This is a genomic window from Gordonia sp. NPDC003376, assembly GCF_053589235.1.
In genome coordinates, this window is sequence record NZ_JBSFRM010000001.1 from 131,794 (window position 1) to 145,566 (window position 13,773).

Annotated in this window: 10 protein-coding genes; 4 read left to right on the top strand and 6 right to left on the bottom strand. The window is 68.7% G+C overall.

What is annotated here, in order from left to right; all coding sequences use genetic code 11:
* The first annotated feature begins 264 nt into the window (after positions 1 to 264).
* Positions 265 to 639, top strand: a complete 375-nt coding sequence (locus tag ACWDUA_RS00590; protein WP_449749068.1) for a hypothetical protein — start codon at positions 265 to 267, stop codon at positions 637 to 639.
* Between the two features lie 43 nt (positions 640 to 682).
* Here the strand turns inward: ACWDUA_RS00590 and ACWDUA_RS00595 are convergent, their stop codons facing one another.
* Complete coding sequence (locus ACWDUA_RS00595; protein WP_449749069.1) at positions 683 to 2,350, bottom strand: phospho-sugar mutase; 1,668 nt, start codon at positions 2,348 to 2,350, stop codon at positions 683 to 685.
* A complete protein-coding gene (locus tag ACWDUA_RS00600) occupies positions 2,347 to 2,829 on the bottom strand; it encodes an NUDIX domain-containing protein (protein WP_449749070.1) in 483 nt (160 codons plus the stop codon). Before ACWDUA_RS00600 ends, ACWDUA_RS00595 begins: the two co-directional genes overlap by 4 nt.
* 267 nt (positions 2,830 to 3,096) lie before the next feature.
* On the opposite strand from ACWDUA_RS00600, the gene ACWDUA_RS00605 reads away from it, so the two are divergent.
* Genes ACWDUA_RS00605 through ACWDUA_RS00615 form a run of 3 tightly spaced genes read left to right on the top strand, consistent with a single transcriptional unit; the run spans position 3,097 to position 8,128 of the window.
* Positions 3,097 to 4,545 (top strand): hypothetical protein, encoded by a 1,449-nt coding sequence (locus tag ACWDUA_RS00605; RefSeq protein WP_449749071.1) that lies wholly within the window; start codon positions 3,097 to 3,099, stop codon positions 4,543 to 4,545.
* Complete coding sequence (locus ACWDUA_RS00610) at positions 4,542 to 5,564, top strand: glutamate ABC transporter substrate-binding protein (protein WP_449749072.1); 1,023 nt, start codon at positions 4,542 to 4,544, stop codon at positions 5,562 to 5,564. The genes ACWDUA_RS00605 and ACWDUA_RS00610 overlap by 4 nt, the downstream gene beginning before the upstream one ends.
* 5 nt (positions 5,565 to 5,569) lie before the next feature.
* Positions 5,570 to 8,128, top strand: coding sequence for a serine/threonine-protein kinase PknG (locus ACWDUA_RS00615; RefSeq protein WP_449749073.1), 2,559 nt, complete (start codon positions 5,570 to 5,572; stop codon positions 8,126 to 8,128).
* Here ACWDUA_RS00615 and ACWDUA_RS00620 read toward each other — a convergent pair.
* The 4 genes from ACWDUA_RS00620 to pta form a co-directional block, all read right to left on the bottom strand.
* A complete protein-coding gene (locus ACWDUA_RS00620; RefSeq protein WP_449749074.1) occupies positions 8,101 to 9,675 on the bottom strand; it encodes a flavin-containing monooxygenase in 1,575 nt (524 codons plus the stop codon). The two genes, ACWDUA_RS00615 and ACWDUA_RS00620, sit on opposite strands and share 28 nt — an antisense overlap.
* Entirely contained in the window at positions 9,672 to 10,259 is a 588-nt protein-coding gene (locus tag ACWDUA_RS00625) for a TetR/AcrR family transcriptional regulator (RefSeq protein WP_449749075.1), read from the bottom strand. The genes ACWDUA_RS00620 and ACWDUA_RS00625 overlap by 4 nt, the downstream gene beginning before the upstream one ends.
* 117 nt (positions 10,260 to 10,376) lie before the next feature.
* Complete coding sequence (locus ACWDUA_RS00630; protein WP_449749076.1) at positions 10,377 to 11,582, bottom strand: acetate kinase; 1,206 nt, start codon at positions 11,580 to 11,582, stop codon at positions 10,377 to 10,379.
* A complete protein-coding gene (gene pta / locus ACWDUA_RS00635) occupies positions 11,575 to 13,743 on the bottom strand; it encodes a phosphate acetyltransferase (protein WP_449749077.1) in 2,169 nt (722 codons plus the stop codon). The genes ACWDUA_RS00630 and pta overlap by 8 nt, the downstream gene beginning before the upstream one ends.
* Positions 13,744 to 13,773 lie beyond the last annotated feature (30 nt).

The following is a 13,773-nucleotide window of genomic DNA, read 5'->3' on the forward strand; positions in this document are numbered from 1 at the left end:
TATGGTGGTCCGATCATGCGTACCCACAACGTGCTCGTATCCCGCCGCAGCGGGGCCTGACTTCGACCGGCCCCCCGCTGCGGGGTCGTCGCACGTTCTCGTCGGTCACCTTTTCTTCGACCGAAACGAGTTCTCCCGATGCGTAGCCTTCACTTTTCGGAGTCATCCTGTTCGTGTGGCGAGCGTGACGCCGATGTCCACGACGAGCTCATGGCTCGGTTCGGCTCTCCGCTCCCCCGAGGCATTCGCGAGGAGGCACACGGCATGACCTGGCAAGAATTCGACGATTCCTTCGGCAGCACGGGCGCGATCCGCCTGGGGTCGTGGTCGGTGAACCCGGCGCCGGCCGACATGATCGAGTGTCGCGCCACCATCGCCTACGCCGACCGCATCATGTCGCTGTCGGCGACGGCGACCGGCCCGGTCGGCGCGATGACGTCGATCCTGCACGACATGGGCGCGCCCGTTCAGGTCGTCTCGGTGCATCAGCGCCAGACCGAGAACGGCATCACCGCGTTCATGCTGTGCGAGCACAACCATCGGCAGTGCTGGGTCTACGGCGACGGTTCGACCGCCGACGAGGCCAACATCAACGCGCTCGTCGCCGGTGCCAATCGGTTGCTCGAGACCGACGCCTGAACCGTCCCCACCCGAACACCCTGCGGCACGCGATCTGCCCGCGTCACAACCGGATCGCAGCCGACAGGTCCTCGGTGATCCGGTCCAGTCGTGCCGCCGCGGCGGCACGCGGCACCTCCTCGTCGCACCGGAACACCACTTCGAGGTAGCACTTGAGTTTCGGTTCGGTACCCGACGGCCGGATGATCACCCGGTCGTCGGCGGCCGTCCGGAACATCAGCCCGTCGGTGGGCGGCAGATCGGGTGACCCGACCGACAGATCGACCGATTCGATCACCGCCGACCCGGCCAGGGTGGTGAGCGGCCGCGCCCGCAACCGCGTCATCGCGTCACGAATCCGGGACAGATCGTCGACGCGGATGCTCAATTGCGCCGTCGCATGCAGCCCGTACCGCCGCGCGAGCTCGTCGAGACGATCCCCGAGCGTCGCGCCCTGCGCGGCGAGTTCCTCGATCAGGGTCACCACGCGGACCGCGGCGCCGATCCCGTCCTTGTCGCGGACCGCCTCCGGGTCGGTGCAGTACCCGATCGCCTCCTCGTAACCGAACCGCAGGTCCGGTGCACGGGCGATCCACTTGAACCCGGTCAGGGTGGTCACCCCGCGCAGCCCGTGGGCCCGCGCGATCCGCCCGAGCAGTCGGCTGGACACGATCGAGCAGGCCAGGGTGGAACCGGGACGGGAGTCGTCGCGGGCGGCCTGATCGCCGAGCAGGGCGCCGAGCTCGTCGCCGGTGAGCTGCCGCCACGTCCCGCCGGCCTGTCCGATGGCCACCGAGCAGCGGTCGGCGTCCGGGTCGAGCGCGATCACCACGTCGGCGTCGACCTCGGCGGCCAGACCCAGCGCGAGGTCCAGGGCACCGGGCTCCTCCGGATTGGGGAAGGCGACGGTCGGGAACTCCGGGTCGGGGTCGGCCTGGGCGGCGACGACGTGCACATCGGTGATCCGTGCGGCGTCGAACACGCGCAGGGCGGTGGCCCCGCCGACCCCGTGCATCGCGGTGAGCACCACGCGCACCCGGCTGGGTTCGGGGTCGCGCCGGTGTGCGGCCATCCGGGTGACGTAGGCGCCGACCACCGCGTCGGACACCGGTTCGACGTGATCGGTGCTGCGGGGTACGGCGTCGGCGGGCGGGGCGGCGGCGATCCGAGCGGCGATCTGCGCGTCGGCGGGCGGGACGATCTGGACGCCGCGGGCGTCGGGGTCGGCGGCACGGCCACCGAGGTACACCTTGTAGCCGTTGTCGGCGGGCGGATTGTGTGACGCGGTGATCATGATGCCGGCGTCGGCCTCGAGGGCGCGCACGGCGTAGGCGGTGACCGGGGTCGGCAATCGCGGTGGTAGCGCGAGTGCGCACAGACCCGCCCCCGACAGCACCTCGAGGGCGGCGTCACGGAAGGCCGCCGAACCATGGCGGGCATCGCAGCCGACCACCACCCGGGCGCCCGGTCCGACGGTGTCGAGCAGGTGGCGGGCCACACCGGCGGTGGCTCGCGTCACCACCGCGACGTTCATCCGTGACTGACCGGCGCCGACCGGTCCGCGTAGACCCGCGGTGCCGAATTCGAGAGGGCCGGCGAAACGGTCGGCCAGGACGGCCAGTGCACCGGGACGACTGCGATCGACGTCTCCGATCAGCCCGGCCAGCTCGTCGCGGGTGGTGGGGTCGGGATCGTGGCCGAGCCAGTCGCGGGCGCGATCGGTGAGGGTCATCCGGGCAGGTCGAGCGAGTCCATCCGGCTGCGCAGGCCGGGCCAGGCCTCACCGAACGCCGGATGCAGTGGGAGATCGCCCACGGCGGCCTCGTCCACCCAGCGCAACTCGGCGGATTCGCCGTTGGCCACGGTCCGGACCGGTTCGGAGGCCTCGGCGATCACGGTGGTGTACGCCCACCCGGATGTCGCCTGATGGGTGACCACCGCGGCGATCACCCGGATGTCGTCGGCGTCGATGCCGGCCTCTTCCCAGGCCTCGCGGAGCGCGGTGTCGACGGCACTCTCGTGCGAGTCCCGGGCGCCGCCCGGTAGTCCCCACGTGCCGCCCTGATGCGACCACGCCGCGCGATGCTGCAGCAGGATCAGCGTCTCGCCCTCCGGGGCCGCCGCACGCAGCAGCAGACCGGCCGCGCCGTGCACACCCCAGTACCGCGATCCATCCGGATCGATGACCCAACCGTCTCCGTCACCACGCACACCCGCCTCCTGACACCCGACCGTCCCGGCCCCGCCCCTACCGTATGTGAGGAGGGCCACGCGGGCCAGGGATGAACCCGACCGTCGCGTGCCGAATGGCCGGGTTCCGCGCGCCAGACGCACCTGCGCGCACAGATCGTCTTAGGCTGAGAAACAGATCGACGGCCGAAGACGATGGACCGAGTAGGACCGCGGCACATCGCAACGCCGGATGACGTGGACGCCACCCGGCGCGCGAGCGACCGCGAGCGGTCGGAAGGGACAGTGGTGACCGGCGACGCATCCCCTGTGCGCACGGTGCTCACCCGTGCCGGGCGATCGCTGCGATCCGATCTCACCGCGCCACCCATCCGCGAGGTCCTCGCCGACCGGCGCGAGCAGGTCTCCCTCGGCCGCGATCCGGGCCGCACCCCACTCACCACGCTGCGCCACTACGCCGGGACCACCCCGGGCAAACTCATCATGATCGTCGCCGCCCTGTCGACGGCGATGCTGATCACCGGGTGGTACGGCTCGATGGTGCTGGAGAACCGCACGGCGACCCTGCGCACCATCGTCGACCGGGCCGAACCCCTCGCCGAGGCATCCCAGGTGCTCTACAGCTCGCTGTCGATCGCGGACGCGGCCGCGAACTCCGCATTCATCTCCGGCGGACTCGAATCCCCGGAACTACGCGCCCGGTACTCCGATTCGCTGGCCACGGCGTCGGCCGCGCTGATCCGGGCGGCAGGCACATCCGGTGTCCCCGGCACCGATCCGGACGCCGACGACCGTGCGGTCACCGCCGACCTGACCACCCTGGCCACCACGATCCCCGTCTACAGCGGTCTGATCGAGACCGCCCGCACCAACAACCGACTCGGCAACCCGGTCGGCAGCTCCTACCTGACGCAGGCGTCGGGGATGATGCAGAGCCAGATCCTGCCCGCCGCGCAACGCCTCTACGAGCGGCGCTACGCCGCCATCGCCGACCCCCAGCAGGCGCTGACCATCCCGCCGTACGGCGTGTACGCGGGCCTGTTGTTCGTCGCCCTGGCACTGATCGGGACGTCACGGTATCTCGCCAGACGCACACGACGCCGATTCAACATCGGGGTCGTCCTCGCGCTCATCGCGATCATCGGCGGACTGGTGTGGTTGCTGGCGTCCGGCCTGATGTCGGTGGCGGCGACGTCGTCGGCCAAATCCGACGGCGTCGACCCACTCCGCCAGCTGACCGAGGCCCGCATCCTCACCCAGCAGGCACGGTCGGCGGAGACCCTCGCCCTGATCCGACGCGGCGACCAGACCGATCTCGAGCGGACCTTCGCCGCCTCCACCCAGCGGATCACCTCGATCCTCGACGACCTGCAATCGCAGACCTCCACCCGCTCCGACCGGCCGTTGGCCACCCGACAGATCGACGCGGTGTCCTCGGCGCTGGGCCAGTGGCAGAAGTCGGACGAGAAGACGCGCAGTGCCATGGACACCGGCGACTTCGCGATGGCACGCACCCTCACCGTCGGCTCCCAGCCGTCGAGCACCGCGAGCAGTTACGCCGCAGTCGACTCCGCGCTCGTCGACGCCATCACCACCACCCGCACCGGTTTCCGCGACGACATCAACACCGCGCAACGCGTGCTGGGCTTCACCGGCACCGGTGTGCTGCTGCTGACCATCTTCGCGACCGCCGCGCTCGTGCTCGGTCTGATCCCGAGGATCCGGGAGTACCGATGACGGCCGCGCGGGGAGCAGTGCGTCGTCGTGACCCCGCGGCGACCCGATCCGTGCTGTGGCTGATCGTGGTGCTGACCTCGGTCCTGGCGTCGACCGGGTGTGTACGGTTCACCGCGCCCGAGTCGTCGCCGCCGAGCGCCACCGCGGTGATGCCGTCGCCGCAGGGCGCCGAGACCAACGTGCCCCGGGAGACCACCCCCAACGCCGACTCCTGTGATGCCACGGTGAGCCTCCGGCCGCCGGCCCAGATGCCCGAACCCGGGCAGATGCCCGCCGGCTCGACCATGGCCGCGATCCAGCGACGCGGTCGGCTGATCGTGGGCACCGACATCGGCTCGAACCCGTTCAGTTTCCGGGACCCGCTCACCGGCGACATCCAGGGTTTCGACGTCGACATCGCCCGGGAGATCGCCGCCGCCATCTTCGGCGACCCCAACCGGATCGAATACCGGGTGCTGACCTCGGCCGAACGCAGTGAGGCGTTGGAGCACGGCGACGTCGACGTCGTGGTCAAGACCATGTCGATCACCTGCGACCGTCTGCGATCGGTGAGCTTCTCGTCTCCGTATTACGTTGCATCACAGAGGATTCTGGTGCCACGCAATTCCGGGATCGCCGACGTCGACGGGCTGGCGGGTAAGCGCGTGTGCGCCGCCCGCGGTTCGACGTCGATCGGGCGTATCCAGGCCGAACAGCCCAAGGCGACCATGGTGACCACCACCACCTGGGCCGACTGCCTGGTGATGCTGCAGCAGGGGCAGGCCGATGCGGTGTCCACCGACGACGCGATCCTCGCCGGACTGGCCGCGCAGGATCCGTGGGTGGAGATGATCGGACCGGGACTCGGCGCCGAGTACTACGGCGTGGGCATCCCGAAGGGCCACGACGACATGGTCCGGTTCGTCAACGGGGTCCTGGCCCAGACGCGCAGCAGCGGTCGGTGGTATGAGATCTACAGCCGATGGCTGGCCAACCTGGGACCGGGATACGGCCCGCCACAAGCTGTCTACCGGGATTGAGAACGATGGTGCGCCGACACGAACCGACCGACGTCACACCTGCGGGTGTCGACGGCGACGAGGACACCCCGGAAGCCGTGGGCACCGGGCCGGTCGGGAGTGCGGATCGGGAGCCCGAGGTGGGCACGCAACGAGCGAATCCGGCGGACCTCGATCTCGACGTCGGGACCCAGCGGGTCGACCCGCCCGATCTCGACGTCGGCCCCGGGACGCAGCGGGTGGATCCCGCCGATCCGGACCTCGATCTCGGGACGCAACGATCGGATCCCACCGACCTGCTCGGGACGCAGGCCACGCCCGCGACCGCGTCGACCGACCCGGTCATCCGGTCGCGTCCACTCATCCCCACCGAGGCCCTGGCCTCGGTGGGACAGACCCGCCGCCTGGTACCCAGCCGGACGTCGGCCGTGCACGACCGCAGGCTCGGCAGCGGACTCGTCGAGCTGCCCAAGGTCACCGACATCGAACCGGCCGACGCCGTACTCGATGTGCCGGTGATCGCCGAACGCAAACGCAACTGCTGGCGCTGCGGACGCCCTGTCGGACGCGAATCCGGCTCCGACACCGGCGATCTCACCGGGACCTGTCCGCACTGCGGGGCACGCTACTCGTTTGTCCCGGGATTGGCACCGGGCACGCTCGTCGCCGGACAGTACGAGATCGCCGGCGCCATCGCCCACGGCGGGCTCGGCTGGATCTATCTGGCCATCGACCGCAACGTGTCGGACCGGCCGGTGGTACTCAAGGGCCTGCTGAACTCCTCCGATTCGGAGGCCCAGCAGGTCGCCCTGGCCGAGCGGCAGTTCCTGGCGTCGGTGAACCATCCCGGCATCGTGAAGATCTACAACTTCGTCGAACACATCACCGCCGACGAGCAGACCTTCGGCTACATCGTGATGGAGTACATCGGCGGTCAGACGCTCAAGCAGATCACCACCGACGGGCCGTCGCGCCTGATGCCGATCGAACAGGCGATGGCGTACATGCTCGAGGTGCTTCCCGCCGTCGGATACCTGCATTCGGTGGGTCTGGTCTACAACGACGTCAAACCCGAGAACATCATGGTGTCCAGCGACGAGGTCAAACTGATCGACCTGGGTGCGGTGTCGGCGATCAACGGTTACGGACATCTGTACGGCACACCGGGTTTCCAGGCCCCGGAAATCGTCCACACCGGACCGCAGGTGGTCACCGACATCTACAGCATCGGCCGTACCCTGGCCGTGCTGACCGTCGACATGCCGATGACCAAGGGCCGCTACGTCGATGGTCTCCCCGATCCCGAGACCACCCCGGTGTTCCGGGACAATCCGTCGTACTACCTCCTACTCCAGCGCGCGACGGCACCCGATCCGGCCGACCGGTTCGCCTCGGCGGAGGAGATGACCACCCAGCTGCTGAACGTCTTGCGGGAGACCGTCGCCGTGCACACCGGCGTGCCCCGGCCGTCGCTCTCGACGGTGTTCACCCCGCAGCGGTCGACATTCGGCACCGATCTGATGCTCGCCCCGGTGGACGGCTTCTTCGATCCACAGGAAGGGTCGTTCCACGATCCGGTGGACATCGCCCGGGCATTGCCGGTGCCGCTGGTCAATCCGAACGATCCGGCTGCGGGACTGCTGAACTCGGCGGCGCTCTCGGATCCGCGGCAGACCCTGGACTCCATCACGGCGGTGCGCGCCGAGGGGTTCGCATCCCTGCTGGGACGGCGGTCCACCAGCGCCCATCCGTCGCTGGAGATCGACCTGGCGGAGGCCCGTGCCCATCTCGAACTCGACGACGTCGACACCGCCCTCGAGATACTTCGGAATGTGTCTGCGCAACATGGTGATTCGTGGCGGGTGCAATGGTACGTGGGGATGTGCGCGCTGATGAACGCCGAACCCGAACTGGCGTATCAGCGATTCACCGACGTCCTGCAGGCGATGCCCGGCGAGGTGGCCCCGAAGCTCGCCACCGCGGGAACCGCCGAACTGATCGGCCGCTGGTTGTCGGCGGAGCACGGCGGCGAGGACGGTACACACGGCATCGACGGCAAGGTCGCGGAGCTGTACGACGTCGCCACCCACCACTATCACGACCTGTGGCTGACCGACCACGCGATCGTGACCGCAGCCTTCGGTCTGGCCCGACTCGCCGTGTCCCGCGGCGACTTCGACGCGGCGATCAGACCGCTCGACGAGGTCCCGCCGACCAGCCGGCACTACAACACCGCGCGCGCCACCGCCGTGCTCACCCTGGTCCACGGCCGGGATCCGAAGGACGTGGAGAGGCGCCAGATCGTCGAGGCCGCACAGCGTCTGGAGGTGATGCCCGACACCGAGCCCCGCAAGGCGCGGCTACAGCTGATCGTCCTGGGCACCGCACTGGGCTGGATTCTGGCGCACCCCGACAACACCGGCGGTCCGGACCGTCTGTTGGAGGTGCCCTTCACCGAACGTGGACTGCGCGCGGGCACCGAACGGTGCCTACGGGCCCTGGCCCGCCAGACCCGCAGCAACCGCGATCACCGGTTCCTGCTGGTCGACCTCGCGAACTATGTCCGGCCGGACAGCCTGTTCTGACGCGTCTGTCCGGTGTCCCGCGGGCGATCGGTGGCGGCGTCGACCGCATCGAAGACATGGTCGGTAGGAGCGAAGTGCGACATCATCTTTCGGTATGTCGAGGTGAACGTCGGCCACATCACCGAGTTGCGGCCGGTGGCGTCGATGTACCAGCTCCGGCAACCGCCGGTGTTCCAGACCGTGTGGGCCAGCCGGGTGTCGAGGTGTTCGTTGTAGGCGACGTGGGCATCGCGGGTGACCTCGACGGTCCGCACCCGGCGGGCCTTCATGTGCGCCAGGGCGGCACCGATGTAGTAGGCCTGCGACTCCAGCATCAGCAGGATGGAGCTGTGCCCGAGATTGGTGTTGGGACCGTAGAGCAGAAAGAGATTGGGGAAGTCCGGGACCGACACACCCCGGTAGGCGCTGGGCGAGCCGTTCCACATCTCCGCGAGATGGCGGCCGTCGCGGCCGGTGATCACATGGGCCAGCGGCGGGCTGGTGGGCTCGAATCCGGTGGCGAAGACGACTGTGTCGACCTCGAACTCGGTGCCGTCGGCGCTGACCGCACCGGTGGCGGTGAGGCGCTGCAGCGCGCCGGTCACCGTGGTCGACGGGTGATCGAGCGCCGGATACCACTTGTTGCTGATCAGGATCCGTTTGCATCCCATGGTGAAGTGTGGGGTCAACCGGCGGCGCAGTGCCGGGTCGGAGATCTGTCGGGCACGGTGCCGGTTCGCGATGTGGGAGAACGCCCGGAGTACCGCCGGCTGATGTGCCATCCCGACCACGTGGAACTCGTGGGTGAACCAGTTCAGCATGCGAACGGCACGGTGCGCCTTGGGGAATCGGCGGTAGATCGCTCGTTCCAGCGGACCGATCCTGCGGTCCAGGCGGGGGATCACCCACGACGGGGTGCGCTGGAAGGACACCAGTGTCTCGACCTTGTCGACGATCTCCGGGACCACCTGGACGGCCGACGCACCACTGCCGACCACGGCGACCTTGCGGCCCGTCAGATCCCGCGAGTGATCCCATGCCGCGGTGTGGAAGACCGCGCCGGCGAACTCGTCGAGACCGGGGATGTCGGGGATCACCGGCTCCGACAACGCGCCGGGCGCGGTGATCAGGAACCGGGCGCGGACGGTACCGTGGGCGGTGTCGACCACCCAGCGCTTGTCGGCGTCGTCCCATGCCGCCGAACGCATCTCGCAGTCGTAGCGGATGACGTCGGCGTGGTCGGCGGCGACGTTGGTGGCGTATTGCCTGATCTCCCACTGGCGTCCGAAGGTGTGTGACCAGTTCGGGTTGTCGGCGAAGGAGAGTGAGTAGAGGGCGGTCGGGACATCGCATGCCGCACCGGGATAGGTGTTGGCCAGCCACACCCCGCCCGCCTCGGCGGCACGTTCGACGGCCAGCACCGACAGGTCCGGATGATCGGTGCGCAGCCGGTGCAGGGCGGCCAGTCCGCCGAATCCGGCACCGACGACGAGTACGTCGATCTCGGCGGGCAGTCCGTCGGCGGCGATGGCCGACCGGGTTTCCGGGGTTGTGGGTGTGGTCGTCATCGACGTCGTCCCTCCGTCCAGGTGGTGAAGATGTGGTCGCAGAATTCCCGATCGGTGTCGGGATCGCGGAGTATTCGGGAGATGGCGAGGCCGCGGGCGAGTTCGGCGGCGACCTCGAGTTCGGCCGTTGTGTACCGATCGCCGAACAGGGTGGCGCCGGTGTCCATCAGTTCGTCGGCGATCCGGCGTTCGAGCGGGACGATCGCCGTCCGTAGCGCCGGGTCGGTGCGGGCGGCCACCCACAGTTCGAGCGCGGCATAGAACAACGGGCCGTCGAAGACCTCGATCAGGATGTTCAGATCCTCACGACCGGTGCGGGGACGGGACAGGATCTCCGCCTTGCGGCGGTCGACGAGGTGCGCGACGGCTGCCACGACGAGGGCATCCCTGGTCGGGAACTGATGCAGCAGCGCACCGCGGGACACACCCGCACGCCGGTTGACCTCCTGCGTCGTGGTGCCGGCGTAGCCGAGCTCGATGAGGGCGCCGACCGCCGCATCCAGGACCTTTTCCCTGGTCAGGGCGGAACGTTGCGCTTGGGTCCGGCCGGCCGTCGAGGTCGGCGGGGTCTCGGTGTCGAGCATGATTGTGATGGTAGCCACAAGTTCACAAACAGTCCAGACTGCTTGTAACTTTGCCCGCGTGCCTGCACCGCCCGGCCGGATGAGGTCGACCGGATCAGCCGATGCGGGCCACGCCGATCATGAGGCCACCACCTCTGCCGCCTGCTGGGCGATCGCGAGTTCCTCGTTGGTGGGCACGACGAACACCGACACCGCCGAATCGTCGGTGGAGATCGTGCGCGGTTGCTTGCTGCGCACCGCGTTACGCTCGGGATCGATGACGATCCCGTAGTGCTCCAGACCGGCCAGCGAGTCGGCGCGCACGGTGGTCGCGTTCTCCCCCACCCCGGCGGTGAAGGTGATCGCGTCGACACGGCCGAGCTCGATCATGTAGGCGCCGATGTAGCGACGCAGCCGATGGATGTAGACGTCGTAGGCCAACTGTGCCGACGCATCGCCCGCGGCGAGTTTCTCCGTGACCGAACGGAAGTCGTTGTCACCGCACAGACCCTTGAGTCCGGAGTTCTTGTTCAGCAGGGTGTCGATCTGGTCGGCGCCGAGCTTGACCACCCGATGAAGGTGCAGCACGGCGCCGGGATCGATGTCGCCGCTGCGGGTTCCCATCACGAGCCCTTCCAGCGGCGTCATCCCCATGCTGGTGTCGATCGGGGCGCCGCCGGCGATCGCCGACGCCGACGCGCCGTTGCCGAGGTGCAGCACGATCTGGTTGACCTCGCCAGCTGGTCTGCCGAGCAGTCCGGGAACCTGTCCACTGACGTACTCGTGGCTGGTGCCGTGAAAACCGTAGCGACGGATGGCGTGGAGCTTCGCGACTCCGCGGTCGATCGCATAGGTGGCGGCCGCCTCGGGCAGCGAATGGAAGAACGCGGTGTCGAAGACCGCCACCGACGGCACATCCGGCAACAGTTCCCGGACTGCCTGGATCCCGGCGAGATTGGCCGGATTGTGCAGGGGCGCAAGGGTGGAGATGCGGTCGATCTCGCTGATCACCTCGGTGGTGATCAGGGTGGGCCGGAAGAACGAGCGCCCGCCGTGCACCACGCGGTGTCCCACCGCACTCAGACCTGCTGCGGCCAGGTCGATCCCCCCGTCGGCGAACAGTGTCATCACCCGGCGGATCGCGGCGGTGTGATCGGGCAGTTCGATCTGCTCGGTCACCTCCACCTCCCTCTGGGAGTGGGTGATCGACCCACCGTGGTCACCGATTCGCTCGGCGATGCCCTCGGCGGCGACGTCTCCCGACTCAGGGTGGACCAGTTGATATTTCAGCGACGACGACCCGGCGTTGAACACCAGGACCGAGCCCGCGATACCGTCACTCACCGTTCGACTCCCCCGCCTCGGTACCCGTCGACTCGTTGCCACTGTGCTCGGCACCGTCCGGTTCGGGACCACCCGGCTCGGTGATGTTCTGGGCCTGGATCGCGGTGATCGCCACGGTGTTCACGATGTCGTCGACGAGGGCGCCGCGGGACAGGTCGTTGATCGGCCGCGCGATGCCCTGCAGCACCGGGCCGATCGCGACCGCACCGGCGCTGCGCTGTACCGCCTTGTAGGTGTTGTTGCCGGTGTTGAGGTCGGGGAAGATCAGCACCGTGGCACGACCGGCCACCGGCGAGTCCGGCATCTTGGTGGCCGCCACCGACGGATCGACCGCGGCGTCGTACTGGATGGGCCCCTCCACGAGGAGTTCCGGCGCCCGTTCCCGCACGAGTTCGGTGGCCACACGGACCTTTTCGACGTCGACACCGGAGCCGGAACTGCCGGTGGAGTACGAGAGCAACGCGACCCGCGGTTCGATCCCGAACCCGGCGGCGGTGGCCGCCGACGAGACCGCGATGTCGGCGAGTTGCTCGGCGGTGGGATCGGGCACCACCGCACAGTCACCGTAGGCGAGGACCTTGTCGGCCAGGCACATGAAGAACACGCTGGACACCGTCGACACCCCGGGCGCGGTCTTGATCACCTCGAAGGCGGGGCGGATCGTGTGCGCGGTGGTGTGCGCGGCGCCCGACACCATACCGTCGGCGCGTCCGGTGTAGACCAGCATCGTCCCGAAGTAGGAGACGTCGAGCATACGTTCGCGGGCCCGGTCGACATCGACACCCTTGTGCCTGCGCAGTTCGGCGTAGATCTTCGCGAACTCGTCGATGAGCGGCGAGTTCGCCGGATCGATCAACTCGACACCATCGAGATCGAGACCGAGATCCTGTGCGCGACGGGCGATCCGACTCGGATCACCCAGGATGATCAGGTTGACCACGCCGCGTCGGAGCAGGCGTCCGGCGGCCCGCAGGATGCGGTCGTCGTCGCCCTCCGGCAACACAATGGTCTTGCGGTCGGCGCGTGCCCGCGCGATCAGTCCGTATTCGAACATCTGTGGGGTCATGACCTCGGTGGTCGGCACCTTGAGGACACGGGTGAGGGTCTCGGCGTCGATGTGACGGTCCATCAGCTCCAGGGCCGCCTCGATCTTGCGTGCCGATCCGGCCGCCACCCGGCCGCGGGTGTTGGCAGCGGTGCGGGCGGTGTCGTAGGTTCCGTGCTGGCACAGGATGATCGGCAGGGTCGACTCCAGCCCGCCGACGAGTGCATCGATCATCGGATGTGGTCGTAGCCCGCCGTTGAGGATGATCCCGGACAACCGCGGAAAGCCTTGTGCGGCATTGGCTGTGACCAGGGCGAGGAGGACGTCGGAGCGGTCGGCCGGGGCGATCACCACGGTTCCCTCCGACAATCGCTCCAGGATGTGTTCGACGGTCATGCCGCCGACCATCACCCGCAACGCCTCCCGGTCGAGCAGTTCCGGATCGCCGCTGAACAGGCTGGCGTCCAGTGCTTCCTTGAGCTCGGCCATGGTGGGGGCCACCAGCACCGGGTCTTCCGGCAGGCACCAGGTGGGTACATCCAGGGTCAGGAACGCCGCCTGGACGGCCGCCATCTGGGCCGGATCGCAACGGTTGGCGACGACGGCGGCGGTGGTCGCGTGCATCGCGGCGATCTCGGCGAGCAGATGATCGGCGATGTCGCGGAGCTCTGCGGGAGTGCGTCCGGCGGCTTTGAGCGCCAAGATGATCGGCGCCGACAGGTTGGCGGCGATCCGCGCGTTGTAGCTGAGTTCCGACGGGTTGCCGATGTCTGTGTAGTCCGAACCGATGATCACCACGGAGTCGCAGCGGGACTCGACGGCGTGATAGCGGGCGACGATCTCGGCGATCGCCGCGTCGGGTGCGGCGTGTACCTGGTCGTAGGTGACGCCGATGCAGTCGTCGTAGGTGATGTCGGCGGAGGTGTGCTCGATGAGCATCTCGAGCAGATAGTCCTGCTCGCCGGCGGCCGCCCGGGAGATGGGACGGAACACGCCCACGCGACCGCCGGTGGCGGACAGGAACGAGAGGATGCCGAGGGCGATCGTCGACTTTCCGGTGCCTCCCTCGGCGGAGGCGATGTAGATACTGGTCGAGGTCGCTGCGTCGTCGCCCATGACCGTCAGCCTAGTGTGTGGACGCGGCCG

Bases quoted from the DNA above. Each gene is read 5' to 3' on its own strand.
- ACWDUA_RS00590 (WP_449749068.1), top strand. From the start codon at position 265: ATGACCTGGCAAGAATTCGACGATTCCTTCGGCAGCACGGGCGCGATC.
- ACWDUA_RS00595 (WP_449749069.1), bottom strand. From the start codon at position 2,350: ATGACCCTCACCGATCGCGCCCGCGACTGGCTCGGCCACGATCCCGAC.
- ACWDUA_RS00610 (WP_449749072.1), top strand. From the start codon at position 4,542: ATGACGGCCGCGCGGGGAGCAGTGCGTCGTCGTGACCCCGCGGCGACC.
- ACWDUA_RS00615 (WP_449749073.1), top strand. From the start codon at position 5,570: ATGGTGCGCCGACACGAACCGACCGACGTCACACCTGCGGGTGTCGAC.
- ACWDUA_RS00620 (WP_449749074.1), bottom strand. From the start codon at position 9,675: ATGACGACCACACCCACAACCCCGGAAACCCGGTCGGCCATCGCCGCC.
- ACWDUA_RS00625 (WP_449749075.1), bottom strand. From the start codon at position 10,259: ATGCTCGACACCGAGACCCCGCCGACCTCGACGGCCGGCCGGACCCAA.
- pta (WP_449749077.1), bottom strand. From the start codon at position 13,743: ATGGGCGACGACGCAGCGACCTCGACCAGTATCTACATCGCCTCCGCC.